General features: G+C 54.9%; 25 protein-coding genes and 1 tRNA gene. 20 read left to right on the forward strand and 6 right to left on the reverse strand.

Annotated elements, in window-relative coordinates:
- Positions 1 to 26: 26 nt before the first annotated feature.
- From glpK to KNP82_RS01290, 3 genes are all read right to left on the reverse strand, one after another.
- The gene (glpK, locus tag KNP82_RS01280; protein ID WP_214707253.1) at positions 27 to 1,544 is read right to left on the reverse strand and encodes a glycerol kinase GlpK; all 1,518 of its coding nucleotides are present in this window, start codon (positions 1,542 to 1,544) and stop codon (positions 27 to 29) included.
- 30 nt (positions 1,545 to 1,574) lie between these two features.
- On the reverse strand, positions 1,575 to 2,282 hold the full coding sequence (locus KNP82_RS01285) for an MIP/aquaporin family protein (protein ID WP_029334585.1): 708 nt from the start codon (positions 2,280 to 2,282) through the stop codon (positions 1,575 to 1,577).
- A 101-nt stretch (positions 2,283 to 2,383) separates the two neighbouring features.
- Positions 2,384 to 3,268, reverse strand: coding sequence for a sulfite exporter TauE/SafE family protein (locus KNP82_RS01290; RefSeq protein WP_125318001.1), 885 nt, complete (start codon positions 3,266 to 3,268; stop codon positions 2,384 to 2,386).
- A 114-nt stretch (positions 3,269 to 3,382) separates the two neighbouring features.
- On the opposite strand from KNP82_RS01290, the gene uvrB reads away from it, so the two are divergent.
- From uvrB to KNP82_RS01310, 4 genes are all read left to right on the forward strand, one after another.
- Positions 3,383 to 5,359, forward strand: a complete 1,977-nt coding sequence (gene uvrB / locus KNP82_RS01295) for an excinuclease ABC subunit UvrB (RefSeq protein ID WP_021065425.1) — start codon at positions 3,383 to 3,385, stop codon at positions 5,357 to 5,359.
- A complete protein-coding gene (uvrA, locus tag KNP82_RS01300; protein WP_214826816.1) occupies positions 5,360 to 8,233 on the forward strand; it encodes an excinuclease ABC subunit UvrA in 2,874 nt (957 codons plus the stop codon).
- 66 nt (positions 8,234 to 8,299) lie between these two features.
- Positions 8,300 to 9,478: a DUF4097 family beta strand repeat-containing protein gene (locus tag KNP82_RS01305; protein ID WP_021065427.1), complete on the forward strand. Its 1,179-nt coding sequence runs from the start codon at positions 8,300 to 8,302 to the stop codon at positions 9,476 to 9,478.
- A gap of 63 nt (positions 9,479 to 9,541) precedes the next feature.
- Positions 9,542 to 9,901 carry a hypothetical protein gene (locus KNP82_RS01310; RefSeq protein WP_214756744.1) on the forward strand — a complete coding sequence of 120 codons (360 nt, stop codon included), beginning with the start codon at positions 9,542 to 9,544 and terminating at the stop codon, positions 9,899 to 9,901.
- A 50-nt stretch (positions 9,902 to 9,951) separates the two neighbouring features.
- Here the strand turns inward: KNP82_RS01310 and KNP82_RS01315 are convergent, their stop codons facing one another.
- On the reverse strand, positions 9,952 to 10,308 hold the full coding sequence (locus KNP82_RS01315) for a hypothetical protein (protein ID WP_021065429.1): 357 nt from the start codon (positions 10,306 to 10,308) through the stop codon (positions 9,952 to 9,954).
- A 153-nt stretch (positions 10,309 to 10,461) separates the two neighbouring features.
- On the opposite strand from KNP82_RS01315, the gene hprK reads away from it, so the two are divergent.
- From hprK to KNP82_RS01375, 12 genes are all read left to right on the forward strand, one after another.
- Positions 10,462 to 11,400 (forward strand): HPr(Ser) kinase/phosphatase, encoded by a 939-nt coding sequence (hprK, locus tag KNP82_RS01320; RefSeq protein ID WP_021065430.1) that lies wholly within the window; start codon positions 10,462 to 10,464, stop codon positions 11,398 to 11,400.
- Positions 11,400 to 12,218 (forward strand): prolipoprotein diacylglyceryl transferase, encoded by an 819-nt coding sequence (gene lgt / locus KNP82_RS01325; protein WP_058764138.1) that lies wholly within the window; start codon positions 11,400 to 11,402, stop codon positions 12,216 to 12,218. Before hprK ends, lgt begins: the two co-directional genes overlap by 1 nt.
- Complete coding sequence (ppaX, locus tag KNP82_RS01330) at positions 12,218 to 12,868, forward strand: pyrophosphatase PpaX (RefSeq protein WP_214826819.1); 651 nt, start codon at positions 12,218 to 12,220, stop codon at positions 12,866 to 12,868. Before lgt ends, ppaX begins: the two co-directional genes overlap by 1 nt.
- The gene (locus KNP82_RS01335) at positions 12,861 to 13,343 is read left to right on the forward strand and encodes an acyltransferase (protein ID WP_214826822.1); all 483 of its coding nucleotides are present in this window, start codon (positions 12,861 to 12,863) and stop codon (positions 13,341 to 13,343) included. Before ppaX ends, KNP82_RS01335 begins: the two co-directional genes overlap by 8 nt.
- A gap of 295 nt (positions 13,344 to 13,638) precedes the next feature.
- Positions 13,639 to 15,111, forward strand: a complete 1,473-nt coding sequence (locus KNP82_RS01340) for a tetratricopeptide repeat protein (RefSeq protein WP_021065434.1) — start codon at positions 13,639 to 13,641, stop codon at positions 15,109 to 15,111.
- Between the two features lie 68 nt (positions 15,112 to 15,179).
- The gene (gene trxB / locus KNP82_RS01345; protein ID WP_021065435.1) at positions 15,180 to 16,133 is read left to right on the forward strand and encodes a thioredoxin-disulfide reductase; all 954 of its coding nucleotides are present in this window, start codon (positions 15,180 to 15,182) and stop codon (positions 16,131 to 16,133) included.
- 125 nt (positions 16,134 to 16,258) lie between these two features.
- Positions 16,259 to 17,131 (forward strand): RNase adapter RapZ, encoded by an 873-nt coding sequence (gene rapZ / locus KNP82_RS01350; protein ID WP_021065436.1) that lies wholly within the window; start codon positions 16,259 to 16,261, stop codon positions 17,129 to 17,131.
- A 1-nt stretch (position 17,132) separates the two neighbouring features.
- The gene (locus tag KNP82_RS01355) at positions 17,133 to 18,128 is read left to right on the forward strand and encodes a gluconeogenesis factor YvcK family protein (protein WP_029595054.1); all 996 of its coding nucleotides are present in this window, start codon (positions 17,133 to 17,135) and stop codon (positions 18,126 to 18,128) included.
- Between the two features lie 31 nt (positions 18,129 to 18,159).
- On the forward strand, positions 18,160 to 19,113 hold the full coding sequence (gene whiA, locus KNP82_RS01360; RefSeq protein ID WP_029595055.1) for a DNA-binding protein WhiA: 954 nt from the start codon (positions 18,160 to 18,162) through the stop codon (positions 19,111 to 19,113).
- An 87-nt stretch (positions 19,114 to 19,200) separates the two neighbouring features.
- Complete coding sequence (locus KNP82_RS01365; protein WP_021065439.1) at positions 19,201 to 19,437, forward strand: hypothetical protein; 237 nt, start codon at positions 19,201 to 19,203, stop codon at positions 19,435 to 19,437.
- A 95-nt stretch (positions 19,438 to 19,532) separates the two neighbouring features.
- Complete coding sequence (locus KNP82_RS01370; RefSeq protein WP_021065440.1) at positions 19,533 to 20,048, forward strand: DUF2179 domain-containing protein; 516 nt, start codon at positions 19,533 to 19,535, stop codon at positions 20,046 to 20,048.
- Between the two features lie 63 nt (positions 20,049 to 20,111).
- The gene (locus tag KNP82_RS01375; RefSeq protein ID WP_214826825.1) at positions 20,112 to 20,552 is read left to right on the forward strand and encodes a hypothetical protein; all 441 of its coding nucleotides are present in this window, start codon (positions 20,112 to 20,114) and stop codon (positions 20,550 to 20,552) included.
- A gap of 39 nt (positions 20,553 to 20,591) precedes the next feature.
- Here the strand turns inward: KNP82_RS01375 and clpP are convergent, their stop codons facing one another.
- The gene (clpP, locus tag KNP82_RS01380) at positions 20,592 to 21,167 is read right to left on the reverse strand and encodes an ATP-dependent Clp endopeptidase proteolytic subunit ClpP (RefSeq protein ID WP_021065442.1); all 576 of its coding nucleotides are present in this window, start codon (positions 21,165 to 21,167) and stop codon (positions 20,592 to 20,594) included.
- A 151-nt stretch (positions 21,168 to 21,318) separates the two neighbouring features.
- Positions 21,319 to 21,391, reverse strand: a tRNA-Arg gene (locus tag KNP82_RS01385).
- Between the two features lie 123 nt (positions 21,392 to 21,514).
- Between KNP82_RS01385 and KNP82_RS01390 the strand changes: the two genes are divergently transcribed.
- From KNP82_RS01390 to gap, 4 genes are all read left to right on the forward strand, one after another.
- The gene (locus KNP82_RS01390; RefSeq protein WP_029595057.1) at positions 21,515 to 22,657 is read left to right on the forward strand and encodes an RNA polymerase factor sigma-54; all 1,143 of its coding nucleotides are present in this window, start codon (positions 21,515 to 21,517) and stop codon (positions 22,655 to 22,657) included.
- Position 22,658: 1 nt separating this feature from the next.
- Positions 22,659 to 22,916 (forward strand): glutaredoxin family protein, encoded by a 258-nt coding sequence (locus tag KNP82_RS01395; protein ID WP_214826828.1) that lies wholly within the window; start codon positions 22,659 to 22,661, stop codon positions 22,914 to 22,916.
- Positions 22,917 to 23,025: 109 nt separating this feature from the next.
- Positions 23,026 to 24,054 (forward strand): sugar-binding transcriptional regulator, encoded by a 1,029-nt coding sequence (locus tag KNP82_RS01400; RefSeq protein ID WP_021065445.1) that lies wholly within the window; start codon positions 23,026 to 23,028, stop codon positions 24,052 to 24,054.
- Positions 24,055 to 24,113: 59 nt separating this feature from the next.
- Entirely contained in the window at positions 24,114 to 25,121 is a 1,008-nt protein-coding gene (gene gap / locus KNP82_RS01405; protein WP_021065446.1) for a type I glyceraldehyde-3-phosphate dehydrogenase, read from the forward strand.
- The last annotated feature ends 4 nt before the right edge of the window (positions 25,122 to 25,125 follow it).

Raw genomic sequence — 25,125 nt, forward strand, 5'->3', positions numbered from 1 at the left:
GCGGATGCTCCCTTTCGTGCGTTCAATTAAAGTTCAAGTTTTGATGGTTTGAAGCCCATTGTCGCTTCGACGGCGTGTTGCCAGCCTTTATACAGATTTTCGCGGTGTGCTTCGTCCATCTTCGGTTCGAACTGATGGTCGAGTTTCCACTGCTGTTTAATCTCAGCTTGGTCTTTCCAGAACCCGACGGCGAGTCCGGCGAGGTAGGCGGCACCGAGGGCCGTCGTCTCGCTCACTTCCGGACGTTCGACCGGCACGTCCAAGATGTCCGCTTGGAACTGCATGAGGAAGTTGTTGTTGACCGCACCGCCGTCGACGCGGAGCGTCTTCAACTCGATGCCAGAATCTTGTTCCATCGCCGTCAAGACATCGCGTGTCTGATAGGCGAGTGACTCGAGCGTCGCCCGGACGAAATGTTCTTTCTCCGTCCCGCGCGTGAGGCCGAAGATGGCACCACGGACGTCCGAGTTCCAATACGGGGCACCAAGTCCGACGAAGGCAGGGACGACGTAGACGCCGTCTGTCGTCTCGACGCGGTTGGCGTACTGTTCCGTGTCTTTCGCCGACTTGAGCATACGGAGTCCGTCACGGAGCCATTGGATGGCCGAACCGGCGACGAAGATTGAACCTTCGAGCGCATATTCGACTTTACCGTTGTATCCCCACGCGATCGTCGTGAGCAGACCATGGTCCGACTTGACGGCTTCTTCGCCCGTGTTCATGAGCATGAAGCAACCTGTTCCGTACGTGTTCTTACCTTCTCCTGACTCGAAGCAGGCTTGACCGAAGAGGGCAGCCTGTTGGTCACCGGCCGCACCGGCGATCGGAACTTCGAAGCCGAAGAAGTGATACGGGATCGTGTTGGCGTACACTTCACTCGACGGTTTGACTTCCGGGAGCATCGACTTTGGTACCGTCAAGATCTCGAGCAACTCATCGTCCCATTTTTGCTCATAGATGTTGTACATGAGCGTACGTGACGCGTTCGAGTAGTCCGTGACGTGGGCGTGGCCGCCTGACAGTTTCCAGATGAGCCAAGTGTCGATCGTTCCGAAGAGGAGGTCACCGGCTTCGGCTTTCTCACGGGCGCCTTCGACGTTGTCGAGGATCCATTTGACTTTCGTGCCTGAGAAGTAGGCGTCGATCAAGAGACCAGTTTTATCGCGGAACAAGTCGGCATGACCGGCTTCCTTCAACTCATCACAAATACCGGCTGTTTGACGCGATTGCCAGACGACGGCGTTATAGACCGGACGTCCTGTCGACTTCTCCCAGACGACGGCTGTTTCCCGTTGGTTCGTGATCCCGATAGCTGCGATCTCTTTTGGATCGATGTCGGCCGAACCGAACGCCTCGGCCATGACGGCGAGGACAGACCCCCAAATCTCATTGGCGTTATGCTCGACCCAGCCTGGCTTAGGGAAGTATTGTTTAAACTCACGCTGAGCGGTCGTGACGATTTTTCCGTCGTGGTCGAAGATGATCGCCCGTGAGCTTGTCGTTCCTTGGTCAAGTGCTAAGATATAACGTTTTTCTTTCTCCATATGAGAGTGCCTCCTTAGAAATTAGAAAGATTATGGGACAAGAATGCCGTAAACCAATGCGGCGATGACCGCCCCGATGATTGGTCCGACGACCGGAATCCATGAATAGCCCCAGTCCGACGTCCCTTTGCCTTTGATTGGAAGAATCGCATGCGCAATCCGCGGCCCGAGGTCACGTGCCGGGTTGATGGCATATCCCGTTGTACCACCAAGTGAGAGACCGATCGAGACAACGAGGAAACCGACGATGAGCGGATTCAAGCCGTCCGTGAACGTGTTGGCCCCGAATGACAAAATTCCGAAGACGAGAACGAACGTACCAATGATTTCCCCGATCAAGTTGAACGGCGTGCTACGAATCCCTGGTGCGGTCGAGAAGGTGGCCAGTTTGGCACCCGGATCGTCGGTCACATCATAGTGCGGTTTGTAGTGCACGAACACGAGGACGGCCCCGATGAACGCCCCGATAAACTGTGCTAAGATGTAGGCTGGCACATCAGCCCAAGGGAATGAGCCTGCTGTCGCGAGCCCGACCGTGACGGCAGGGTTCAAGTGCGCCCCTCCGTAGATTCCGGCTGCGTATACCCCGATCATAACGGCGAAGCCCCAACCGAACGTGATGACGACCCAACCTGCGTTCTCCGCTTTCGAATGACGGAGGACGACGCCGGCGACGACACCGTTACCGAGCAAGATGAGTAGCATTGTACCAATAATTTCGCTGACGAATGCTGACATGTGATACTCCCTTCCTTCCATATTAAATTTGGCTTACCACTTCATTATATGCCCCAAATGTAAGCGTTTCAAAACCGAATATGCAAAAAAAGCCACTTTTCTTATGAAAAGTGGTTTTGATTGACAATACGCCGTTTGAAGTCGAGTCCAATCCCGACAAGAAAAGCGAGCAGGACCGCCAAACTGACGTACGCGAGCGGCGCATAGACGGCGGCACCAAGATCGAGCGCGATTGAGGTGATGACGGCCATATACAACCAGGCGAGTCGGTTAGAGATCTCTTTATCGTGATAGCGATTCGTGAGCGTGGCGCCGAACGGGGCCCCGATGAAAGCGCCGATGACCAACGCGAGCGGTGTCACGTAGTCGAGCGACAGCGATGCGAGATAACCGACGAGTCCGCCGAGCGAGATGAACAGGACGGCAGCCAGGCTCGTCCCGACCCCGCGATGTGTCGAGAAGCCGAGCCAACTGACGAGGAGCGGGACGATGATGAAACCGCCACCGATACCGAGCAGCGCCGACAACAGCCCGGCCATCATCCCGATGACGAGGGCGGCAAGCAGCGATGATTTTTTCGGCTTCTGCGGTTTAGATGTTTTCTTTAATAGCGTAACGGCAAAATAAGATAGGATAGCCAGATAAAATAGATTGAGCAACCAGTCATACGTGCCCGAGATCGAGAGGACGAGCCGGCTCGACAGCTGCGCCGTGACGGCACCGGCCAAGCCGACCGTGATGCCTGTTGACCAGGACACGTTGCCGAGCGACGTATGTTTCTTGGCGCCGGACAGGCTCGTCCCGACGACGAATAGGAGCGACGTGGCGACGGCCTCGGCCGCCGAATATCCACTAAAGAGCAACACTGGGACGATGATGACCCCGCCGCCGATGCCGAAGAAGCCGGACAAGGCGCCGACGACGGCACCGAGCGGGATAAAGAGAAGCGACCACATGACGACCAACTCGTTTCTGTTTAGATTCACTCTCCATGATAACGAAAAGCGGAACGATTTGGGAAGCGTGTCAGAAGCGAATATTTGTTCGTGTATGTGATATAATCAAGCCAATATGCAAGGTAAAGAAAGCGAGGAATATACATGGATAAGATTAGCGTTCCGTTCGACTTACATTCAGAATATAAGCCGGCCGGCGACCAACCGGAAGCGATTCGTCAGCTCGTCGAAGGAATCAATCGCGGCGACCGGTATCAGACGTTGCTCGGTGCGACCGGCACCGGGAAGACGTTCACCGTATCGAACGTCATCCAAGAAGTGAAGAAGCCGACGCTCGTCTTGGCCCACAACAAGACGCTCGCCGGACAGCTCTACTCCGAGTTCAAAGAGTTCTTCCCGAACAACGCCGTCGAATACTTCGTCAGTTATTACGACTACTATCAGCCGGAGGCGTATGTGCCGTCGACCGACACGTTCATCGAGAAAGATGCCTCGATTAACGATGAGATCGATAAACTCCGCCACTCGGCGACATCGGCCTTGTTCGAGCGGGACGACGTCATCATCGTCGCCTCCGTCTCCTGTATTTACGGTCTCGGTAACCCGGAAGAGTATAACAGTCTCGTCTTAAGTCTCCGCGTCGGCAAAGAGATGGGGCGCGACCAGATGCTCCGCAAACTGATCGACATTCAATATGAACGGAACGATATCGATTTCCAGCGCGGCCGTTTCCGTGTCCGCGGGGATGTCGTCGAGATTTTCCCGGCGTCACGTGACGAGCAGTGCTTGCGCGTTGAGTTTTTCGGTGACGAAATCGACCGCATCCGCGAGATGGACCCACTCACCGGAGAGATTATCGCCGACCGGGAGCACGTCTCGATCTTCCCGGCGTCCCACTTCGTCACTCGTGACGAGAAGTTGCAAAAAGCAATCGTCAACATCGAGGCCGAGCTCGAACAGCAGCTCGAAAAGTTCCGCGAAGAAGGCAAACTGCTTGAAGCACAGCGCCTCGAACAACGGACGAACTATGACCTCGAGATGATGCGCGAGATGGGCTACTGTTCAGGCATCGAGAACTATTCACGTCATTTGAACTTGACGGAGGCAGGGGCGACGCCGTACACGCTCATCGACTACTTCCCGAAAGACTTCTTGCTCATCGCTGATGAGTCGCACGTGACGCTCCCGCAAGTGCGCGGCATGTACAACGGCGACCAGGCCCGGAAACAAGTGCTCGTCGACCACGGTTTCCGTCTCCCTTCGGCCAAAGACAACCGACCACTCAAGTTCGACGAGTTCGAGAAGAAGTTGTCGCAAGCGATCTTCATCTCGGCGACACCGGGTCCTTACGAGCTTGAACATACACCGAACATGATCGAACAGATCATCCGGCCGACGGGTCTACTCGACCCGACGATCGAGATTCATCCGATTAAGGGACAAATCGACTACTTGATGGATCAGATTCGCGACCGTATCAAACAGGACGAACGCGTCCTCGTGACGACGCTCACGAAAAAGATGGCCGAGGATTTATCGGACTATCTGCGTGAAGCGGGCATCAAGGTCAACTATATGCACTCGGAAATCAAGACGCTCGAGCGGATTGAGATCATCCGTGACCTGCGTCTCGGGAAATACGACGTCCTCGTCGGAATCAACTTGCTGCGGGAAGGACTAGACATCCCGGAAGTGAGTCTCGTCACGATTCTAGACGCCGACAAGGAAGGGTTCCTCCGTTCGGACCGATCGCTCATTCAGACGATCGGGCGGGCGGCGCGGAACTCGAACGGGCACGTCATCTTGTTCGCTGATAAGATGACCGACTCGATGACGCGCGCGATTGAAGAGACCGATCGTCGTCGCTCGATTCAAGAAGCTTATAATGAAGAACACGGCATCACGCCGCAGACGATCCGTAAAGAAGTACGCGGCGTCATCCGCGCGACGGTCGACGCCGAGGAGGATGTGCTCGAATCACTCAGCTCGATGAAGCCGGCTGAACGTGAGGAAGCCATCGCCAAGCTAGAAGAAGAAATGAAACAAGCGGCCCGCGACCTCCAGTTCGAACGGGCGGCCGAATTGCGTGACTTAATCTTGGAGTTGAAGGTAGGGAATTAAATGGCTGAAAAGAAAAATGCGATCGTCATCAAAGGGGCGCGCGTCAACAACTTGAAAAACATTGATATCGATATTCCACGGGACCAGCTCGTCGTCTTGACGGGCTTGTCCGGTTCCGGTAAATCGTCACTCGCGTTCGACACCATCTACGCCGAGGGGCAGCGCCGTTACGTCGAGAGTCTATCGGCCTACGCCCGTCAATTCCTCGGACAGATGGACAAACCGGACGTCGATACGATTGAAGGGCTGAGCCCGGCCATCTCGATCGACCAGAAGACGACGAGCCGTAACCCGCGCTCGACCGTCGGGACGGTGACGGAAATCTATGACTACTTACGTCTTTTGTTCGCTCGCATCGGGAAACCGGTCTGTCCGCGTCACGGTATCGAAATCTCGAGCCAGACCATCTCACAGATGGTCGACCAAGTGATGGAGCTGCCGGAGAAGACGCGCCTGCAAATCCTGGCGCCAATCGTCTCGGGCCGCAAAGGGACGCACGTCAAAGTGTTCGACTCGCTCAAAAAGGAAGGGTTCGTCCGCGTTCGTGTCAATGGCGAGACGATTGAACTGACCGATGAGATCGAGCTTGATAAGAATAAGAAACATTCGATCGAAGTCGTCGTTGACCGTCTCGTCGTTCGCGCTGACGTCGAAGGTCGTCTTGCTGACTCGCTCGAGACGGCGCTTCGCCTTGCCGACGGTCGGGCCATCATCGATAAGATGGACGGCACCGAGCTCCTGTTCAGCGAACATCACGCTTGTCCGATTTGTGGGTTCTCGATCGGCGAACTTGAGCCGCGCATGTTCTCGTTCAACTCACCGTTCGGCGCCTGTCCGACGTGTGACGGGCTCGGTACGAAACTCGACGTCGATCCGGAACTCGTCATCCCAGACCCATCGAAGACGCTGAAGGAAGGCGCGATCGTCGCCTGGCAGCCGACGAGTTCGCAGTATTATCCGCAACTGCTCGCCTCGATGTGTAAACACTTCGGCATCGACATGGATGTACCGTTCGAACGCTTGTCCAAGCGGGACCAAGACCTCGTCTTGCACGGAACGGATGAAGAGTCGTTCTTGTTCCGTTATGAGAACGATTTCGGACAAGTCCGGACGAACACGATCTTCTTCGAAGGGGTGCTCCGTAACATCGAGCGCCGCTATAAAGAGACGACGTCCGATTATATCCGTGAACAGATGGAGACGTACATGGCGACCCACGCCTGTCCGACATGTAGCGGCTACCGTTTGAAAGAAGAGACGCTCGCCGTCAAAATCACGGGTCACCATATCGGCCAAGTGACGAACTTGTCGGTCGTCAACGCCATCGATTTGTTCGATTCGATCATGACGGAACTGAGCGAGAAAGATATCGCCATCGCCCGTCTCATCTTGCAAGAGATTTGTGAGCGGCTCAGCTTCTTGAACAACGTCGGTCTAGACTATTTGACGCTCTCTCGCGCCGCCGGGACACTCTCGGGCGGGGAAGCACAGCGGATTCGTCTCGCCACGCAAATCGGTTCGCGGCTCACGGGCGTCCTATACGTCCTCGATGAACCGTCAATCGGGTTGCACCAACGCGACAACGACCGCTTGATCGCGACGCTCAAACAGATGCGTGATATCGGCAATACGCTCATCGTCGTCGAGCACGATGAGGATACGATGATGGCAGCCGATTATTTGATCGACATCGGACCGGGCGCCGGCGAACACGGTGGAGAAGTCATCGCCGCCGGGACGCCGAAGCAACTCATGAAGAACCGAAAGTCGCTCACGGGCCAATATCTGTCGGGTAAGAAGTTCATTCCGCTCCCGGCCGAACGCAAAGTGCCGGACGAGCGCTTCTTGAAAATTTTGAAGGCGGAAGAGAACAACTTGAAAGGGGTCGATGTCTCGATCCCGCTCGGCATGTTCATTGCCGTCACCGGTGTCTCTGGTTCTGGGAAGTCGACGCTCATCAACGAGATTCTGTATAAATCGCTCGCCCATCACATCAACCGGGCCAAGGCGAAGCCAGGGAAGCATAAGAAGATTGAAGGACTCGACCATATCGATAAAGTCATCGATATCGACCAGTCGCCAATCGGACGGACGCCACGGTCGAACCCGGCGACGTATACCGGCGTATTCGATGATATCCGTGACGTGTTCGCGTCGACGAACGAGGCGAAGATGCGCGGCTATAAGAAAGGCCGCTTCAGTTTCAACGTTAAGGGCGGACGCTGCGAGGCGTGCCGCGGGGACGGAATCATCAAAATCGAGATGCACTTCTTGCCGGACGTCTACGTCCCGTGTGAAGTGTGTCACGGAAAACGCTATAACCGAGAGACGCTCGAAGTGAAGTATAAAGGCAAGACGATTGCGGACGTGCTCGATATGACGATTGAGGAAGGACTCGACTTCTTTGACAAGATTCCGAAAATCAAGCGCAAGATTCAGACGATCTTTGACGTCGGTCTCGGCTATATGAAACTCGGCCAACCGGCAACGGAACTGTCAGGCGGGGAAGCGCAGCGCGTCAAACTCGCCTCCGAACTCCACAAACGCTCGACCGGGAAGACGATTTACATCTTGGACGAGCCGACGACAGGACTTCATGTCGACGATATTGCGCGACTCTTGAAAGTACTCCAACGTCTTGTCGAGAACGGGGACACGGTACTCGTCATCGAGCATAACCTCGACGTCATCAAATCGGCCGACTACTTGATCGACCTCGGACCTGAGGGCGGTGACGGTGGCGGGACAATCGTCGCGACCGGGACTCCGGAAGAAGTCGCTGAAGTGGCAGCCTCGTATACGGGTAAGTATTTGAAGCCGGTGTTAGAACGGGATTCGGCCCGAGCGAAACCAAAAGCAGGAAAACGGAAGTAAGGTATAGAAATGATGAGAAACGGGAACATGATTGACGTGTAACCAAATCGAAGGGGGAAACGAACAGTGAAACAAGAAATGCGTGAACTGATTCTCCAGCAAGTGAAAGATGGAAAGCTGACGATTGAAGAGGGCATGACCCAACTCGAGCGACTGGAACGGCTCGAACCTGAGCGCGTCCAAGCGCTCGAGGAACGTCAAGAGACGGAGAAAGTCGATGCGTATTCGGTCGAGTCGCTCACGACGAAACTGACGTCGGCCGTCGAAGGACTCGTGACGAAACTTCGTGACAGCGACTTCACGTTCAGCTCGAACTTCGGACCAGAAGTGACGTATTCGAAATCGTTCCCGTTCACTGGGAAAGACATCTCGCTCGACTTGTTCAACGCCTCGGCGACGATTGTCTCGTCCGACAACGACGAGTGCGAACTGATCGTCACGGGCCGTCCGCTCCGTCAACAAGACGCGGACAAGGCACTCGAACAGCTTCAGTCGGCGGTCAAGCATTCGGTCATCGGCGACCGTCTCGTCGTGTCGCTCCGTGACAAACTCGTCCGGGCCCACGTCGAATTGTACGTCCCGCATCATCATTTCGATCACCTGCACGTGCAGACGCTCAACGGGGAAGTCCGCGCGGACGGCCTCGATGTCGAGAGCGTTCGCATCCAGACGGCAAACGGCCGGGTCGTGCTCCATGACGTGCACGCCTCAGAGCTGCTCCTCAATACGGGGAACGGCACGGTCGAGGTCGAAGCGGTCGAGTCAGAACTCGTCCACGTACGGACCGGCAACGGTGCCGTCATCGTGAACGGGAAATATGACAAGGCGTCGCTCAAGACCGGCAACGGGAATATCCGGGCCGAACTCGCGACGGCCCGTCCGGCCAAGTTCGAGCTCGTCTCGCTCGCCGGAAACATTCGTCTCGTCTTGCCGCACGGCGTCGAGGTCGAAGGGGAACTCGAGACGAACTTCGGTGGACTTCACTGTAACTTGGACGAGCTCGAGTTGATCCGTGACCGGAAAGATGTCGCCCAGCGTCGTCTTGAATTCCTGTCGGGACGCGGTCAGACACCACGCATCGAAGTCGAGGCCGGAACACGTACCGGTACAATCGACCTCGAACACGGCTCGCTCCATACGCCGTCGACGTTCCTCGAAGAGGACAAGCACGAGCCGGTGGAACCGATCGACCCGGTCGACCCGGTCAATCCAGCCGATTTGAACAACCCGTTCCATCAGCAATGACCGACAACCCGAAGGCCTCTCGCCTTCGGGTTTCTTTCAACTTGATAGATGAGGAGGGACGGGATGAAGCGATTAGCGTCAGCGTCCGGATGGATGATGATTGCGGTGCTGTTGCTCGGCGGATGTGACGACGAACAGCGCATCGTCAGTGGGAACGAGCCGTCAGGCGACGAAGCGATTGCCATCGCCTGGGCGTATGTGACCGCGCGAAACTGGCAAGAGCCCGCAATCGATGCGGGAGCGAGTGCCGAGGTACATCGTGTCACGGTCGATGATGGCTATGAACTGTTGGACGATGCGTATAAGGGGACCGAGGCGCTCGCCGTATCGTTCGAAGCGGACCCGAACAGTAGCATCGGCGTCCCGACGATTTTGGTCGCACCGGAGTCGAACACCGTGGTCGGTTATTTGCCGGGCGAATGAGACACCCATGACAAAAACCCGAAGGCGAATGCCTCCGGGTTTTTGTCGTGTCATAGATTCATTTGATACTCCATCTGTTCCCAATCCATCATTTGACCGTCATACAGCGTGAATGAGCCGATGATGAACAGGATGAATAGAACCGGTCCGGCGATGAGCAAGAAGATTCCGAGATACCGCATCTTCTTCGATCGGTTCCAATAGAAGATGATGGCGACGATCATCGATAAGAGCGACCCGGACAAGAACAAGCCGACGATGTTCAAGATGAACAATAAGAGCACCGTCTCGTTCTTCGTCGCCGCATACTCGCGCCACATGTCAAATAGTGACTTGACCAAGTAGACGAGCGCCGCGATCCCGACGATAAAAATAAAGACAATGGCAATCCAAAATAGTGAATTCATTTCATTTCACCTCCCTATTCGTCTATACCCGTTCTACGCAATTGCCACAATTTAGTTTCACCTCTTTTTTTCGACACGCTTCGGCTCACTTTCGTTGACACTTTTCAAGAAGAGCTATGATACAATAATGAGCGTGAAAGGGGCAGATTACTCATGCAAAATATCGTACGCACGGCTCAACTCGTTGAGCGCTTCAAACTTCAAGTCATCGCCGGGGAAGAGGGACTTCACCGTCCTGTCGCCACACCGGACCTCAGTCGACCGGGACTCGTCCTTGCCGGCTATTATACCCACTATGCGAAAAATCGGCTTCAAGTGCTCGGGAAGACCGAGCTCACGTTCTATGCGAGCTTGTCGGAAGAGAGCCGCCGCGAGCGGGCGAAGATTTTATGCACGGAATTGACACCGGGCATCCTCATCACGCGCGGCTTCGACATCCCGAAAGAGATTGAACAAGAAGCCGAGGCGGCGAACGTTCCGCTCATGCGCACGAACGCGGTCACGACCTCAATCGAGTCACAAATCACGAACTTCCTCGAGATGGAACTCGCACCGATGACGGCGATGCACGGCGTGCTCGTCGACATCTACGGCGTCGGCGTGCTCATCAAAGGGCAGAGCGGCGTCGGGAAATCCGAGACCGCCCTCGAACTCGTCAAGCGGGGCCACCGTCTCGTCGCTGATGACTCGGTCGAGATTCGCCAGACCGGGGACCAATTGCTCGTCGGTTCAGCGCCGAAGCTGATTCGTCACTTGCTCGAGATTCGCGGAATCGGCATCATCGACGTCATGACGTTGTTCGGTGCCGGTGCCGTCCGTTCGCACAAGAAAATCAGCTTGATCATCAACCTCGAGAACTGGGATGCGGGCAAAGTATATGACCGCGTCGGGCTCGATCACAACACGATGAAAATCATCGACAGTGAAGTGCCGATTTTGACGATTCCGGTCCGTCCGGGACGTAACTTGGCTGTCATCGTCGAAGTCGCGGCGATGAACTACCGTCTGCAGAACATGGGCATCAATACGGCCGAAGAGTTCGCGGAGCGGCTCGCGAACGCCATCCATGACAACGAAGGAGACATGGAATAATGGTAGAGCCAACATTTGACCGCGTCGCGTTTGAGATCGGGTCACTCCCGATTTATTGGTACGGCATGATTATCGCCTTCGGGGCGATGCTCGGCCTCGTTCTCGCCTTGTTCGAGGCGAAGCGCCTCAATTATGATTCAGAACGGGTCGTCGACGTCATCATCTGGTCGATTCCGATCAGCATCGTTTTCGCCCGGATTTACTACGTCATCTTCCAATGGGACTACTATAGTCAGAACCTCGGCCAAATCATCGACATCCGTCAAGGCGGCATCGCCATTCACGGGGCCATCTTCGGGGCGCTGCTCGTCGTCGTCATCTATTGCATGCGCAAGTCGATGTCGTTCTGGAAGATCACGGACATCCTCGCACCGTCGCTCTTGCTCGGACAAGCGGTCGGTCGCTGGGGCAACTTCATGAACCAAGAGGCGCACGGTGCCGAGACGACGAGCCGTTTCTTGAAAGAGACGCTCTTCCTCCCGGACTGGATCGTCAATCAGATGTATATCGACGGGGCCTACTATTTGCCGACGTTCTTGTTCGAGAGCGTCTGGAACATCATCGGCGTCATCTTGCTCGTCGTATGGCGTATGGTCGGTAACCCGCCGCGCGGCTATATCTTCTTGTCGTATCTCGTCTGGTACTCGATCGGTCGCTTCTATATCGAAGGACTGCGGACCGACAGCTTGATGGCCGGTGATCTCCGGACGGCACAACTCGTCTCGATCGCGATGATCGTGTTCGGTATCGTCATGATGATCGTCCGCCGCAAAGCGAAGCGATACGACGACCCTTCAGAGAAAGGACTGTTTGATTGATGGATACCCTTCTATTCGATTTGGATGGCACGTTGCTCGATACGAACCCGCTCATCATCGCGAGCTTCCGTCACACGCTCGGGTATTACTTCCCAAACGAGACGTATCGCGACGAGGATATCTTCCCGTTTATCGGACCGACGCTCGAGAAGTCGTTCAAAGCGCTCAATGAGCCGGAATGGAAAGAGATGCAGGCGTTCTATCGCAGCTTCAACATCGCGATGCACGACCAGCTCGTCGCCGAGTATCCGGGTGTGATCGAGGGGCTGTATCGCCTTCACGCCAAAGGATACAAGATGGGCGTCGTCACATCGAAAGGCCGTCCCGTCGTCGAGCAAGGCTTGCGTTTGTTCAACATCGACCATTTGTTTGACGTCGTCATCACGGCCGACGATGTCGTCCATGAGAAACCGCATGCCGAGCCGGTCGAGCGGGCGCTCCGCGCGCTTGGGTCGACGGCGGACCGCTCCGTCATGGTCGGCGATAATGACACGGACATCTTCAGCGGCAAGAACGCCGGCACGAAGACGGTCGCCGTCGGCTGGGCGTTGAAAGGCCGCGCGTTTTTAGAAGCGCTCGAGCCGGACGTCATCATCGACTCGATGGAACATTTTGAGACGTGGCTCGACGAGGTTACGGTCCATGCGTAAGACGGAACGGTTTCATCTCGACGGGCCGAACCCGCTCTGGCAGATGTATCGGACGATTCGTTTCCTGCGCGTCTTCAAGAACACGACCGTCGTCTTGATCGGCCGCTACTTCCCATCCGTCAAAGCGAAACGCTGGTTGTACCGGACGTTCCTCGGCATGGAAATCGGGGAGTATAGCGCGCTCGCCCTCATGGTGACACCGGACGTCATGTTCCCGGAGCGAATCTCGATCGGCCGTAATACGGTCATCGGGTTCAATTCGACGATCCTCTGTCACGAGTACCTCGTCGACGAGTACCGGATCGGGGATGTCCGCATCGGGGACGAGGTGTTGATCGGGGCGAACGTGACGATCCTTCCTGGCGTCACGATCGGCGACCGGGCCGTCATCGGTGCCGGTGCCGTCGTGCATCGCGACGTCCTGCCCGGAGAGCGCGTCGTTGGCGCAAAGCTCCAAATCGTCGACACAAAATAGACACAATTTAGCGCGAAATCATTTTGAGGTCAAGACATGTCCTTCCTCATAAAATTACTAGAGCGGTATCACTTTTTTTTAAGGGGATGCCGCTTTTTTGTGTCTATGGGCGCTGACACGAAACCCTCATATTTTTGTCAAAAAGCATTTAGTGGACCTAGCAAAATATATTCATTATAGAAGGAATATAGTCCCGATTTTTTTTAAGTTTTTCAGTTGCCCTCACTGATTGAGTGCGGTATTCTTAACCCTGCAACTAAAAAAAGATTTAGAGATGATGTGGAGGATTTAGAATATGGAAGCGAACTATGAAGCAGTAATGACGCTACCCGAACCAGAATCTCCGCTCGCCGCGGAGCTCCACTACTATAGAGGTCGTCGTGCGTTACGTGAAGGTCGCCTAGATGAAGCGACTTTTTTCATGGCTGAAGCCACTGCCGCTGCAGCACACCGCGTCGACTATCACAAACAGTACGCTGAACTGTTATTTGAAGTAGGGGAGATCTACCACGCCAATGACGTGTGGAAACGGGTGCTTGAACTCGATGAAACGTCAACAGAGGCCTTATATCACCTTGCGAGCAACTGCGCCTATATCTCTTTATATGAAGAAGCAGCGATGTATGCGAACCGATACCTCGAAGTCGAGGCACACGGACGCTACGCGGACTCGGTCCAATCCCTGTTAGAACTGATTGAACTCGAACAAGAACTCGAAGATGACGAAGAAGACGAGCTAATCACGTGGCACACCGAGGCCCAACAGCATATCGACAAAGGCCGCCTGTTCGCCGCCAAGTCGACGCTCGAAAGGTTAATCGATCGCTATCCGCGCTTTTGGCCGGCGTTCAACAACTTGGCTGTCGTCAATTTCTATCTCGGCAACGATGACGCGGCTTTCGAGACGCTCGAGTACGTGCTCGACGAGAACCCGGGCAACTTGCATGCGCTCTTGAACACGATTCTGTTGTTGCATGAAGCCGGACAATCAGAGGCGGCGCTCCAACTGTCGGTCCCACTGACACGTGTCCGTCCGCTCCAGTTCGATTTACGCTACAAACTCGCCACGACGCTCGCGCTCGTCGGTCAATACGACCGCGCGTACGAAGAACTCCGCCTGTTGAAAGAACGCGGATTCCGTGGGGATTCACTGTTCGGGCATTGGCTCAGCGTATCCGCCTACAAGACCGGGCGTCTTGAAGAAGCGGCTACCTATTTGAACAGTGACGAGTTGAAACAATTCGAAGAGAAGAGCCCGTACGACATCCGCGACAACCTCGAGTTCCGCTCGGCGCTCGTCCAAGGATTGCGCCAAGAAGAAGACGCGGCTCGAATCGAAATCATCCGAATCATCTCGAAGCTCGCCGATGACGAGGCGTTCGAAGCGCTCGCGTTGACGAGCGGCATCACCGACAACGAGACGGTGCTTGCGTTCGCTGAGAAGTGCCGGGCCGAGATTTGCCAGGCCCCGTTCACAGGCGATGTCCGCATCGCTCGGGCATATGACGCGCTCTTGCTTGCCGAGACGGAAGTGTCGGAAGCAGAACAGATGAGCCTCGACGGCGACTTTTATGAACGGTTCGCGCTCTTGCTGCTCGCCGGTGCATCATTCGAGGACACAACGGCATCGGCCGCTGCCCTCGTCTGGATGTTCTATGCGAAACGGGACGCTCTCGTCCTCGACGACTGTGCCGATGCGTTCGGTATCGATGTTGCGACGCTCACGGAGACGATCCGTTCGTTCAAACAAACACTCGAACAAGCATAAAGATAGACGATACCTCCCTAGGTTTCTTATACTGAAGTCAATCAATTTCATGCAGAGGTGGAATCATTATGACAGAAGAAAAAATCTATGACGTCATTATCATCGGGGCCGGCCCAGCCGGAATGACGGCGGCACTTTACGCGTCGCGTGCCAACTTATCGACACTTATGATCGAACGCGGCATCCCAGGTGGACAGATGGCGAACACGGAAGATATCGAAAACTATCCGGGCTATGACAGCATTCTTGGTCCAGACTTGTCTCAAAAAATGTTCGACCACTCGAAAGCGTTTGGTGCGGAGTACGCCTATGGCGACGTCCAAAGCATCTCGGATGAGACGGAATATAAAGTCGTTCACGCCCACAACCGCGACTATAAAGCGCGGGCCATCATTCTCGCCTCAGGCGCGCAATACAAGAAAATCGGTGTCCCGGGCGAAGAAGAGCTCGGCGGCCGCGGTGTCTCTTACTGTGCGGTCTGTGACGGAGCATTCTTCAAAGGCAAGAACTTGTTCGTCATCGGTGGCGGTGACTCGGCAGTCGAAGAAGGCGTGTTCTTGACGCGCTTCGCTGACAAAGTCACAATCGTCCACCGTCGCGACGAGCTTCGCGCGCAAAAGATTCTTCAAAAACGGGCGTTCGACAACCCGAAAATCGACTTCATCTGGAACCACACGCTCAAAGAGATCGTGGAAGCGGACGGAAAAGTCGGTGGGGCGCGTCTCGTCAGCACGGTCGACGGAACCGAGTCGGACCATGAGATCGATGGCGTGTTCATCTATATCGGCATGAACCCGATCACTGGTTTCGTCAAAGACCTCGGCATCACGAACGAGCAAGGCTATATCGTCACGAACGAAGCGATGGAGACGACGATCCCTGGGATTTTCGCAGCCGGAGACGTTCGCGACAAGACGCTCCGCCAAGTCGTCACCGCGACGAACGACGGATCGATCGCCGCTCAAAACGCGCAACATTATATCGAGGGACTCCTCGAGGCGTTGCACGAACAAAACGCGTGACTAGAGACAGAAGGGATTGCGGGCGACCGCAATCCCTTCTCTTTTTTTCAGGCGTTCGTTATACTAAAGACAGAAGAGAGCTACACACACGGCTCGGTTGTCAATTTTAAGGGGGCGTCAGTGACATGGAAGACTTTAAAGGATTAGAAGAATTGATTATCATCAGCGGGATGAGCGGGGCCGGGAAATCGGTCGCGATGAACAGCTTTGAGGACCTCGGCTATTTTTGCGTCGATAACTTGCCGCCGGTGCTATTGCCGCAATTGATTGACGTCATCAGCTCGGTCCGACCGAAAATAGCCGTCGCGATCGATACGCGCACGCGCGACTTCATCGACAGCCTGTTTATCGTCATCGACGACTTGGAACAGAAGAACGTGCACCCGCACTTACTCTATCTCGACACACGGGACGAAGTGCTCGTGCGCCGCTATAAAGAGACGCGCCGGTCGCATCCGCTCGCCCCGGAAGACGCACCACTCGTCGGCATCGGTCTCGAGCGCTCGTTACTCGAAGGTTTCCGTGACCGGGCCCATACGCTCTATGACACGACCGACTTGAAGCCGCAGATGCTCAAAGACCGCATCCTGCTCCAATTCAACGAGGAACGGATTCCGTTCACGGTCAACTTCATGTCGTTCGGGTTCAAGCACGGCGTCCCGCTCGATATCGATTTGTTGTTCGATGTCCGCTTCATCACGAACCCGTTCTATATCCCGGAGCTCCGTCCGCTCACCGGACAGACGGAAGAAGTCCAGAATTACGTCATGTCGCACCCCGAGGCGCGGGCGTTCTATAAGAAGCTGATCGACATGCTCGAATTCCTGTTGCCGCAGTACAAGCGCGAAGGGAAGACGCAAGTCGTCGTCGCCTTCGGCTGTACGGGCGGGAAGCACCGTTCGATCACGTTCGCCGAGAAAGTGTCGGCCCATTTCGCCGAGCGCTATAACGTCAAGACCGTCCATCGCGACCTCGCGCATGCGACGAAGGAGAAGTAAGATGAGACGCGAAAGGAAAGTTGTGGCCATCGGTGGCGGTACGGGCCTCTCGACGCTCGTACGGGGCTTGAAGCACTATCCGCTCGACATCACGGCCATCGTCACGGTCGGGGACGATGGGGGCAGCTCGGGGCGTCTCCGTGACGAGTTCCACATGTTACCGCCGGGCGATATCCGGAACGTCATCCTCGCCTTATCCGAGGTCGAGCCGCTCATGGACAAGATTCTGCAATATCGGTTCGACAGCGGCTTTGGGCTCGAAGGCCACTCGCTCGGCAACCTCATGCTGACGGCGGCGACGCACATCTGTGAAGGCTCGTTCGTCAAGGCGGTCGACGTCTTGTCGCAGCTGTTGAACGCCCAGGGCAAGGTGCTCCCGGTGACGGAGACGCTCATGACGCTCGCGGCCGAGTTCGAGGACGGGACGATCGTCAAAGGCGAATCGAAAATCCCGCTCGTCGAAAAACCGATCAAACGCCTATTTTTGCTCGAAGAGGGCATCAAGCCGGCGGCCGGTGTCGTCGAGGCGATCGAGGGCGCGGATTTGATTGTGCTTGGACCAGGGAGCTTATATACGAGCATCATCCCGAACCTGTTGATTCCGGAAGTGCGCGACGCCATCGTCCGCTCCGGGAAGCCGGTCGTCTATATTTGCAACGTTATGACGCAGCCGGGCGAGACGAAAGGGTACGACGCGATGAAGCATTTGAAATCGATTGAGGCGTATCTCGGCAAGTCGACGGTCGACACGATCGTCGTCAATAACGAGCCGATCGAGGACATCTATTTAGAGCGTTACCTCGAGGACGGCTCGGAAGAGGTCCGTTTCGATCGCAAGAAGCTTCGGAACTATGGCACGAACGTGCTCGCCGGTGACATCGTCGACTATAACCGCGATTACATCCGCCACGACTCGGACGCCATTGCCGGACTCGTCATGCAGCGCGTGCTGCGCATCAAGAAACCACGCTCGTTCCAAGAGCTCGAGCTGAAATAAGTTGTGATTGAACAGAAAGGAGGGGACTGACATGAGCTTTGCCTCTGACGTCAAAAAAGAACTGACGCAACTCGAAGTGACCGATGCCGAGGCGAAAGCGGAACTGTCCGCGCTCGTCCGGATGAACGGGGTCATCTCGCTCGCCTTAGGGCGGGGGATGACGCTCGACGTCTCGACCGAGAACGCCGCCATCGCACGCCGAATCTATTCCCTCATGAAACGGCTGTACGACCATCATCTTGATTTGTTCGTACGGAAGAAAATGCGGTTAAAGAAGAACAACGTCTATATCGTCCGGGTCGCCCAACGCGCCGAGACGATGTTGAAGGACCTCGAGATTCTCGGGGAGAATTATGAGATGATTCGGACGCTCAACTCGGATATGACACGCGACGAGAACCTCGCCCGAGCGTATTTGCGCGGGTCATTCCTTGCCGGCGGCTCAATCAACCATCCGAAGACGTCGTCGTATCACCTCGAGGTGTATAGCCTGTATGAGAACCATAACCAGGCGCTCCGAGACCTCGCCAACCGCTTCGGCTTGAACGCGAAGACGCTCGAGCGGAAGAAAGGGCATATTCTCTACATTAAAGAGAGCGAGAAAATCTCGGACTTTCTGAAACTTGTCGGGGCGACGCGCGGCATGCTCGACTTCGAGGACGCGCGCATCATCAAGGACATGCGGAACTCCGTCAACCGGCTCGTCAACTGTGAGACGGCGAACTTGAACAAGACCGTCGGGGCGGCACTCCGCCAAGTCGAGAATATCAAGTTCCTCGAGCGCACGGTCGGACTCGAAATCTTACCGGTCAAACTCCGGGAGATTGCCGAGCTTCGGGTCACCCATCAAGACGTCTCGCTCCAAGAACTCGGCGAGATGCTCGAAACGGGACCGATCTCGAAGTCAGGAATCAACCACCGGCTCCGTAAAATCGATCAGATTGCGGACAAGGTGCGCAACGGTGAAGAAATCAGCTCATCGTGACGTTGGTTGCGCCAAAACCATTCTTCCTATATAATTAGCAATTGTGTATAGGACTTTAGAAATGTAACTTAAAGGAGCTTCATGATTATGTCGAATGCAAAGAAAAGAATCTCGCTCACGATTGACGCTGACTTAGACCAGGTCATCACGGAGCGTGCGAAACAAATCGGGATCCCGAAAAGTGCCCTCGTCACGTTCGCGACAAGCCTCTTTCTCAACCAATTGCGGGCCGAAGAAGTATTGTCAGGCGACACGAATGCCATCTATCAGGTCATCCGTAAAGACTATGAACTGCTCACGAGCGTTGATAACTTAGACAAATAATTGCGAAAGGCTGACTCCGGTCAGCCTTTTTTGGTTGCATCCGGCCCTGAAATTTGAAATAGTGGTTGTATTGAATTCGAATGGAGGTCGTTCCAATGGGGCAAATCTTGCTCATCCTAGTATTACAACTCGTCTATGTACCGGTGCTGACGCTTCGTACCATCATGCTCGTCAAAGGAAAAACGATGATTGCGGGGCTGTTCGGTACGCTTGAGACGCTTATCTATATCTTCGCGCTCGGCATCGTGTTCCAAGATTTGACGACACTCGGGATGATCGTCTATGCGGTCGGCTTCGGACTTGGGATTCTCGTCGGCGGTTACGTCGAGCGGAAACTTGCGATCGGCTACAATATGATTCAAGTCCACACACAAGAGTTCCCGGCCGAGCTCATCCAGAAGATGCGCGACAGCGGCTACGGGGTGACACACTACCAAGGGCAGGGACGTGACGGCATCCGCTATCGTCTCGATGTCTTGGCAGCGCGGACACGGATGAAAGATTTGCGCCAGATGGTCGAGGAGTATGAACCGAAGGCGTTCCTCGTCGCTTTCGATCCAATCGACTTTAAAGGCGGCTATATGATGAAAGGGCTCCGACGCCCAAAATGAACAGGACGACTCACGAAAGTGGGTCGTTTTTTTCGTAGGACGGGGAATAGACGTACAAAGGGGATGAGCGGGTTGAGACGAAAAGGATTATGGATTGTTGTGATTGGGTTGCTCGTGGTCGGTGGGGCGTTGTACGCCACCTCGTTTTGGAACTCGGAGTCGTCACTGAAACCACCGCTCCCGACGGTCCGGGTCGGAACCGTGACCGCGGAAGTGAAACAGTCGACATTCTGTTGGTCGGACGGGGGCGAGGCGGTATGCGAGGACCACACTCTGCCGGAGGCGGATGACCTACAGCTCGTGCCGGTCGAAGCGGGTGCCGAGATTGATGTCGAGTTCCACGCCGAGCCGTCGAACGCCTCGTTCCATCAACTCGTCGATGGGGAACTTGTCCCGGCTGAACCGGTCGTGCCAGACGAGCCGGGCGTCTATGTATTCGAGACGGGCGGGGATTGGCCGCAAGGCGATAGCCGCTATGTGTTCGGGGTCGAGGTCAAAGAGTAAACAAAAGCCCCATTCTCCGAGGAGAATGGGGTTGCGTCATTAACGCGTCATGACTTTGTCGATGAGACCGTAGTCTTTCGCTTGTTCAGCTGACATGAAGTAGTCGCGCTCTGTGTCGCGCTCGATGACTTCAAGCGGCTGGCCTGTGTTATCGGCCATGATTTGGTTCAATTTCTCACGCATCTTGATGATGCGTTCGGCATGGATTTTGATATCCGATGCTTGACCTTGCGTACCGCCGAGCGGTTGGTGAATCATGATCTCTGCGTTCGGAAGCGCGAAGCGTTTGCCTTGTTCACCGGCTTGGAGCAAGAAGGCACCCATCGATGCGGCCATTCCGATACAAATCGTCGACACGTTCGGCTTGATGAAGTTCATCGTGTCATAAATCGCCATTCCGGAAGTGATCGAACCACCCGGGCTGTTGATGTAAAGTGAGATGTCCTTATCTGGGTCCTCGGCTGCAAGGAAGAGAAGCTGGGCGACAATCGAGTTGGCGACGTTGTCGTCGATTGCACTTCCGAGCAAGATGATGCGGTCCTTGAGCAAGCGTGAGTAAATATCGTACGCGCGTTCCCCGCGACCTGTTTGTTCGATAACTGTTGGAATTAACATTGAATCTGCCTCCTTTATGTAGGTTGTAAACATATCATACCGCTATAGTCAATGTTGGTCAAACGATAGTCATCGTTTTTGACCTATTCCACGGTTTGACGATTCTAAAACGACAAAAGAGGCCAGGCATATGCCTGACCTCTTGCTGTGATACACCCGGAGAGATTCGAACTCCCGACACCTGGCACCGGAAACCAGTGCTCTATCCCCTGAGCTACGGGTGCATGTTCTCTGACACGATTTATTATACATTTGTTTTTTTAAAAAAGCAATCCTGTTCGGCTCACTTTTTTTTGAGCGCGATTTCCCGCTGTTCGATACAATAGGAAGCGAGAGGGGTGTGACCGATGCAACGGCAAGAACAGCAACAACTTCAAACACAACAGCTGACCCAGGATATGGTTCGGCGGCTGCCGATTCTCGAGGCGGACCGGACCGCGATCGCCTTTCAGCTCGGCCGGTTGGCTCGACGCAATCCATGCATCGCCACGGGGAGCGGTGCGGTCGAATGGGTAGCCGATACGGCGAGTGGGTTCGAGGAGCGATTGTTCGAGCAAATCGAGGAAGGGAGCGGGACTGAGGCCCAGCGCGCGCTCCAGAAACGGCTCGTCCTCGCGCTCGACCATCGTGGTCTGCTACCGGAGAGCGACTTCGTGCTCGCCCATCGTTTCGAGGTCGATGTGGCGGACATTGAGGCGGCGCGCCAGGCGCTCTTGTTTCTAGAACCGACAGGGATTGGGGCGAAGAATGAGCGCGACTGCCAATATCGGCATGCGATTGAACATGACGACCCACTCGTCTTGGACGTGTTCGAGGCGCTCGACGCGAACCTTGATGACATCCCGGGACGACTCGACATCTCGGTTGCTGAGTACGAACGGGCGACGCGTATCGTGGCGACACTCCCGAAGACGCCATTATTATATGAAGGAACCGAACCCGTCGTCCCGGAACTTGAAGTCGTCCGTCGTGACGGTGAGCTCGTGACGACATGGTTCAGCCCGACGCTCGATGCGGCTCGGGTCGGGGACGATCGCGAGGCGAAATGGTGGCACGAGACGCTCGAGATGCGGAACGCGACGCTTAAATCGGTGTGGGCCGTCATCGCCGAACGCCAACGCGATTGGTTGGACGGGAAGCTCGTCTTGCATCCGTTGACGCGAAAAGAAGTCGCCGAACAAATCGGCAAGCACGAGTCGACCGTCGGCCGGGCGATTCAAGGCAAGTACGTGACGACCGAAGGCGGCGTGATGGCGTGGCGTCACTTTTTCGTCCGGGCGACGCACGGGCAATCGCCGTTCATGGTGAAGAAGGCGCTCGCCGAACTGATTCAACAAGAGACGTCGCCGCTGAGCGATGCCGCACTCATGCGCGAGCTGGACCGGCTCGGCTATACGGTGACACGACGGACCGTGGCGAACTATCGGGAGGCGCTCGGTTTTGGAAACTCGCGGGAGCGGGAACGACAACTATGGAAAGGAGGGGACTGACATGGTCCTGACGTTATACCGCCGTGCCAACTGTTCGCTTTGCGAGGAGGCAATCGTCATGCTCGAATGGCTCATGGAAGACTATCCGTTCGAGCTCGAGCAGATCGACATCACCGGCAACGAAGAACTCGAGGCGAAATACTTGTTTGAGATCCCTGTCGTCTTACACGAGGGACGTGTCATTAGTCAAGGTCGATACGATGACAGTAAAGTTGAAGATTTTGTTAAGTATACGCTTACATCGAAAAAAAACGTTTGAAGGGGTTGCAAGACGGAAAGGTGATTGATAAGATGAAGTCGTAGCGGTGGGACGCAAATATAAAAGTGGGACAAAAATTGTCCATGCTTTAAGTCGAGGGGGAATGAGTATGATCCAGCAGCTGATTCAAGTTCAGAAGCAAATCGTTCCCGACATGCTCGATACGCTCCGACATCGTTACGATATCTTACATTATGTCCGTTTGATGCAGCCGATCGGCCGCAGGACATTGGCCACAAGCCTCGGGCTGACGGAACGAATCCTAAGACGAGAAGTCGACTTCTTGAAAGACCAAGGTCTATTGATGGTCGCTACTCAAGGTATTTCCCTTACGGAATCGGGCCGAAACGTTCTCCGGGACTTGCACGAGGTCATGGGAGAGATCCTAGGCATCTCGGAAGTCGCACGAGAACTCGAGCGCAAACTAGGCGTTCGCCAAGTCGTCATCGTACCGGGTGATTCCGACGAGACGTTCTGGGTCCAGCGAGATATCGGTCGGGCCGCCGTCACGCAACTGAAAGCGAGACTGGCACCGGACGACAATATCATCGCGGTCACAGGCGGGACGACGATGGCATCGGTTGCGGCCATGATGTCGCCCGATAAAAAAGAACGGCCGATGCATTTCGTGCCGGCACGCGGCGGACTCGGAGAGACGCTCGAGTTACAGGCGAACACCGTCTGTTCTCGGATGGCCGACCGGGCCCATGCCGACTATCATTTACTCCACATTCCGGACGAGGTATCGCAAGAGACGTTCGAGCGGATGGTGGAGGAACCTAGCATTAAAAATGTACTGGAAATGATTAGAGCGGCGCGAATTGTGGTACATGGAATTGGTGAGGCGGAAACGATGGCGAAACGCCGTCATGCGTCACCAGAGCATTTGCGGATGATTGAACGGCACGATGCCGTCGCCGAAGCGTTCGGATATTATTTCAACGCGGAAGGTGAAATCGTGCACCGGGTCAAGACGGTCGGGATCCAATTGGAGGAGCTCGACGACATGGACACCGTCATCGCTGTCGCCGGAGGAAAGTCGAAGGCACAGGCGATCGCCGCATATGCGAAACACACGCCGAACATCATCCTCGTCACAGACGAAGGTGCGGCGACAGAATTATTAACTCGTTATTAAAGAGTTGACCCCCGTTGGCTCTTCAATAAATAGCTTCTACCCTAAGGAGGAAATTAACTATGGCAGTAAAAGTTGGTATTAACGGATTTGGACGTATTGGTCGTTTGGCATTCCGCGAGATCATCAAAAACGAAGGAATCGAAGTTGTTGCAATCAACGACTTGACTGACACGAAGATGCTTGCTCACCTTCTCAAGTACGACACGACTCAAGGTCGTTTCGACGGAGACGTTGAAGTACACGACGATCACTTCCTCGTAAACGGCGAGAAAGTCATCACACTTGCTAACCGTAACCCAGAAGAACTTCCATGGGGCGAGCTCGGTGTTGACATCGTACTCGAATGTACTGGATTCTTCACAGACAAAGAAAAAGCGGAGCTTCACTTGAAAGCTGGCGCGAAAAAAGTTGTCATCTCGGCTCCAGCTACAGGTGACATGAAGACTGTCGTTTATAACACAAACCACGACATCCTCGATGGTACAGAGACAGTAATCTCTGGTGCTTCATGTACGACAAACTGCTTGGCGCCAATGGCTAAAGTTCTCCAAGACCAGTTCGGAATCATCGAAGGTCTTATGACAACAATCCACGCTTACACAGGCGACCAAAACACGCTTGACGCTCCACACCCGAAAGGCGACTTCCGTCGTGCGCGTGCGGCAGCAGCTAACATCGTACCGAACACAACTGGTGCGGCTAAAGCAATCGGCCTCGTTATCCCAGAACTTCAAGGTAAACTTGACGGTGCGGCACAACGTGTACCAGTTGCTACAGGTTCACTCACAGAGCTCGTAACAGTTCTTGAGAAAACTGTATCTGTTGACGAAATCAACGCAGCAATGAAAGCAGCAGCGAACGAGTCTTACGGTTACACTGAAGACGAAATCGTATCTTCTGACATCGTCGGAATCACTTACGGTTCACTCTTCGATGCAACACAAACTAAAGTAATGACAGTTGGCGACAAGCAACTCGTTAAGACAGTTTCTTGGTACGACAACGAAATGTCTTACACTGCACAATTGGTTCGCACACTCAAGCACTTCGCTGAAATCGCGAAGTAAGTTC

Source organism: Exiguobacterium sp. s26, assembly GCF_018618235.1.
GTDB classification, from domain to species: Bacteria; Bacillota; Bacilli; order Exiguobacteriales; family Exiguobacteriaceae; genus Exiguobacterium; species Exiguobacterium chiriqhucha.

Coding starts and splice junctions, on each gene's coding strand:
- glpK (WP_214707253.1), bottom strand. CDS start 1,544: ATGGAGAAAGAAAAACGTTATATCTTAGCACTTGACCAAGGAACGACA.
- KNP82_RS01285 (WP_029334585.1), bottom strand. CDS start 2,282: ATGTCAGCATTCGTCAGCGAAATTATTGGTACAATGCTACTCATCTTG.
- uvrB (WP_021065425.1), top strand. CDS start 3,383: ATGGATAAGATTAGCGTTCCGTTCGACTTACATTCAGAATATAAGCCG.
- uvrA (WP_214826816.1), top strand. CDS start 5,360: ATGGCTGAAAAGAAAAATGCGATCGTCATCAAAGGGGCGCGCGTCAAC.
- KNP82_RS01310 (WP_214756744.1), top strand. CDS start 9,542: ATGAAGCGATTAGCGTCAGCGTCCGGATGGATGATGATTGCGGTGCTG.
- KNP82_RS01315 (WP_021065429.1), bottom strand. CDS start 10,308: ATGAATTCACTATTTTGGATTGCCATTGTCTTTATTTTTATCGTCGGG.
- hprK (WP_021065430.1), top strand. CDS start 10,462: ATGCAAAATATCGTACGCACGGCTCAACTCGTTGAGCGCTTCAAACTT.
- lgt (WP_058764138.1), top strand. CDS start 11,400: ATGGTAGAGCCAACATTTGACCGCGTCGCGTTTGAGATCGGGTCACTC.
- ppaX (WP_214826819.1), top strand. CDS start 12,218: ATGGATACCCTTCTATTCGATTTGGATGGCACGTTGCTCGATACGAAC.
- KNP82_RS01335 (WP_214826822.1), top strand. CDS start 12,861: ATGCGTAAGACGGAACGGTTTCATCTCGACGGGCCGAACCCGCTCTGG.
- KNP82_RS01340 (WP_021065434.1), top strand. CDS start 13,639: ATGGAAGCGAACTATGAAGCAGTAATGACGCTACCCGAACCAGAATCT.
- trxB (WP_021065435.1), top strand. CDS start 15,180: ATGACAGAAGAAAAAATCTATGACGTCATTATCATCGGGGCCGGCCCA.
- rapZ (WP_021065436.1), top strand. CDS start 16,259: ATGGAAGACTTTAAAGGATTAGAAGAATTGATTATCATCAGCGGGATG.
- KNP82_RS01355 (WP_029595054.1), top strand. CDS start 17,133: ATGAGACGCGAAAGGAAAGTTGTGGCCATCGGTGGCGGTACGGGCCTC.
- whiA (WP_029595055.1), top strand. CDS start 18,160: ATGAGCTTTGCCTCTGACGTCAAAAAAGAACTGACGCAACTCGAAGTG.
- KNP82_RS01365 (WP_021065439.1), top strand. CDS start 19,201: ATGTCGAATGCAAAGAAAAGAATCTCGCTCACGATTGACGCTGACTTA.
- KNP82_RS01370 (WP_021065440.1), top strand. CDS start 19,533: ATGGGGCAAATCTTGCTCATCCTAGTATTACAACTCGTCTATGTACCG.
- KNP82_RS01375 (WP_214826825.1), top strand. CDS start 20,112: ATGAGCGGGTTGAGACGAAAAGGATTATGGATTGTTGTGATTGGGTTG.
- clpP (WP_021065442.1), bottom strand. CDS start 21,167: ATGTTAATTCCAACAGTTATCGAACAAACAGGTCGCGGGGAACGCGCG.
- KNP82_RS01390 (WP_029595057.1), top strand. CDS start 21,515: ATGCAACGGCAAGAACAGCAACAACTTCAAACACAACAGCTGACCCAG.
- KNP82_RS01395 (WP_214826828.1), top strand. CDS start 22,659: ATGGTCCTGACGTTATACCGCCGTGCCAACTGTTCGCTTTGCGAGGAG.
- KNP82_RS01400 (WP_021065445.1), top strand. CDS start 23,026: ATGATCCAGCAGCTGATTCAAGTTCAGAAGCAAATCGTTCCCGACATG.
- gap (WP_021065446.1), top strand. CDS start 24,114: ATGGCAGTAAAAGTTGGTATTAACGGATTTGGACGTATTGGTCGTTTG.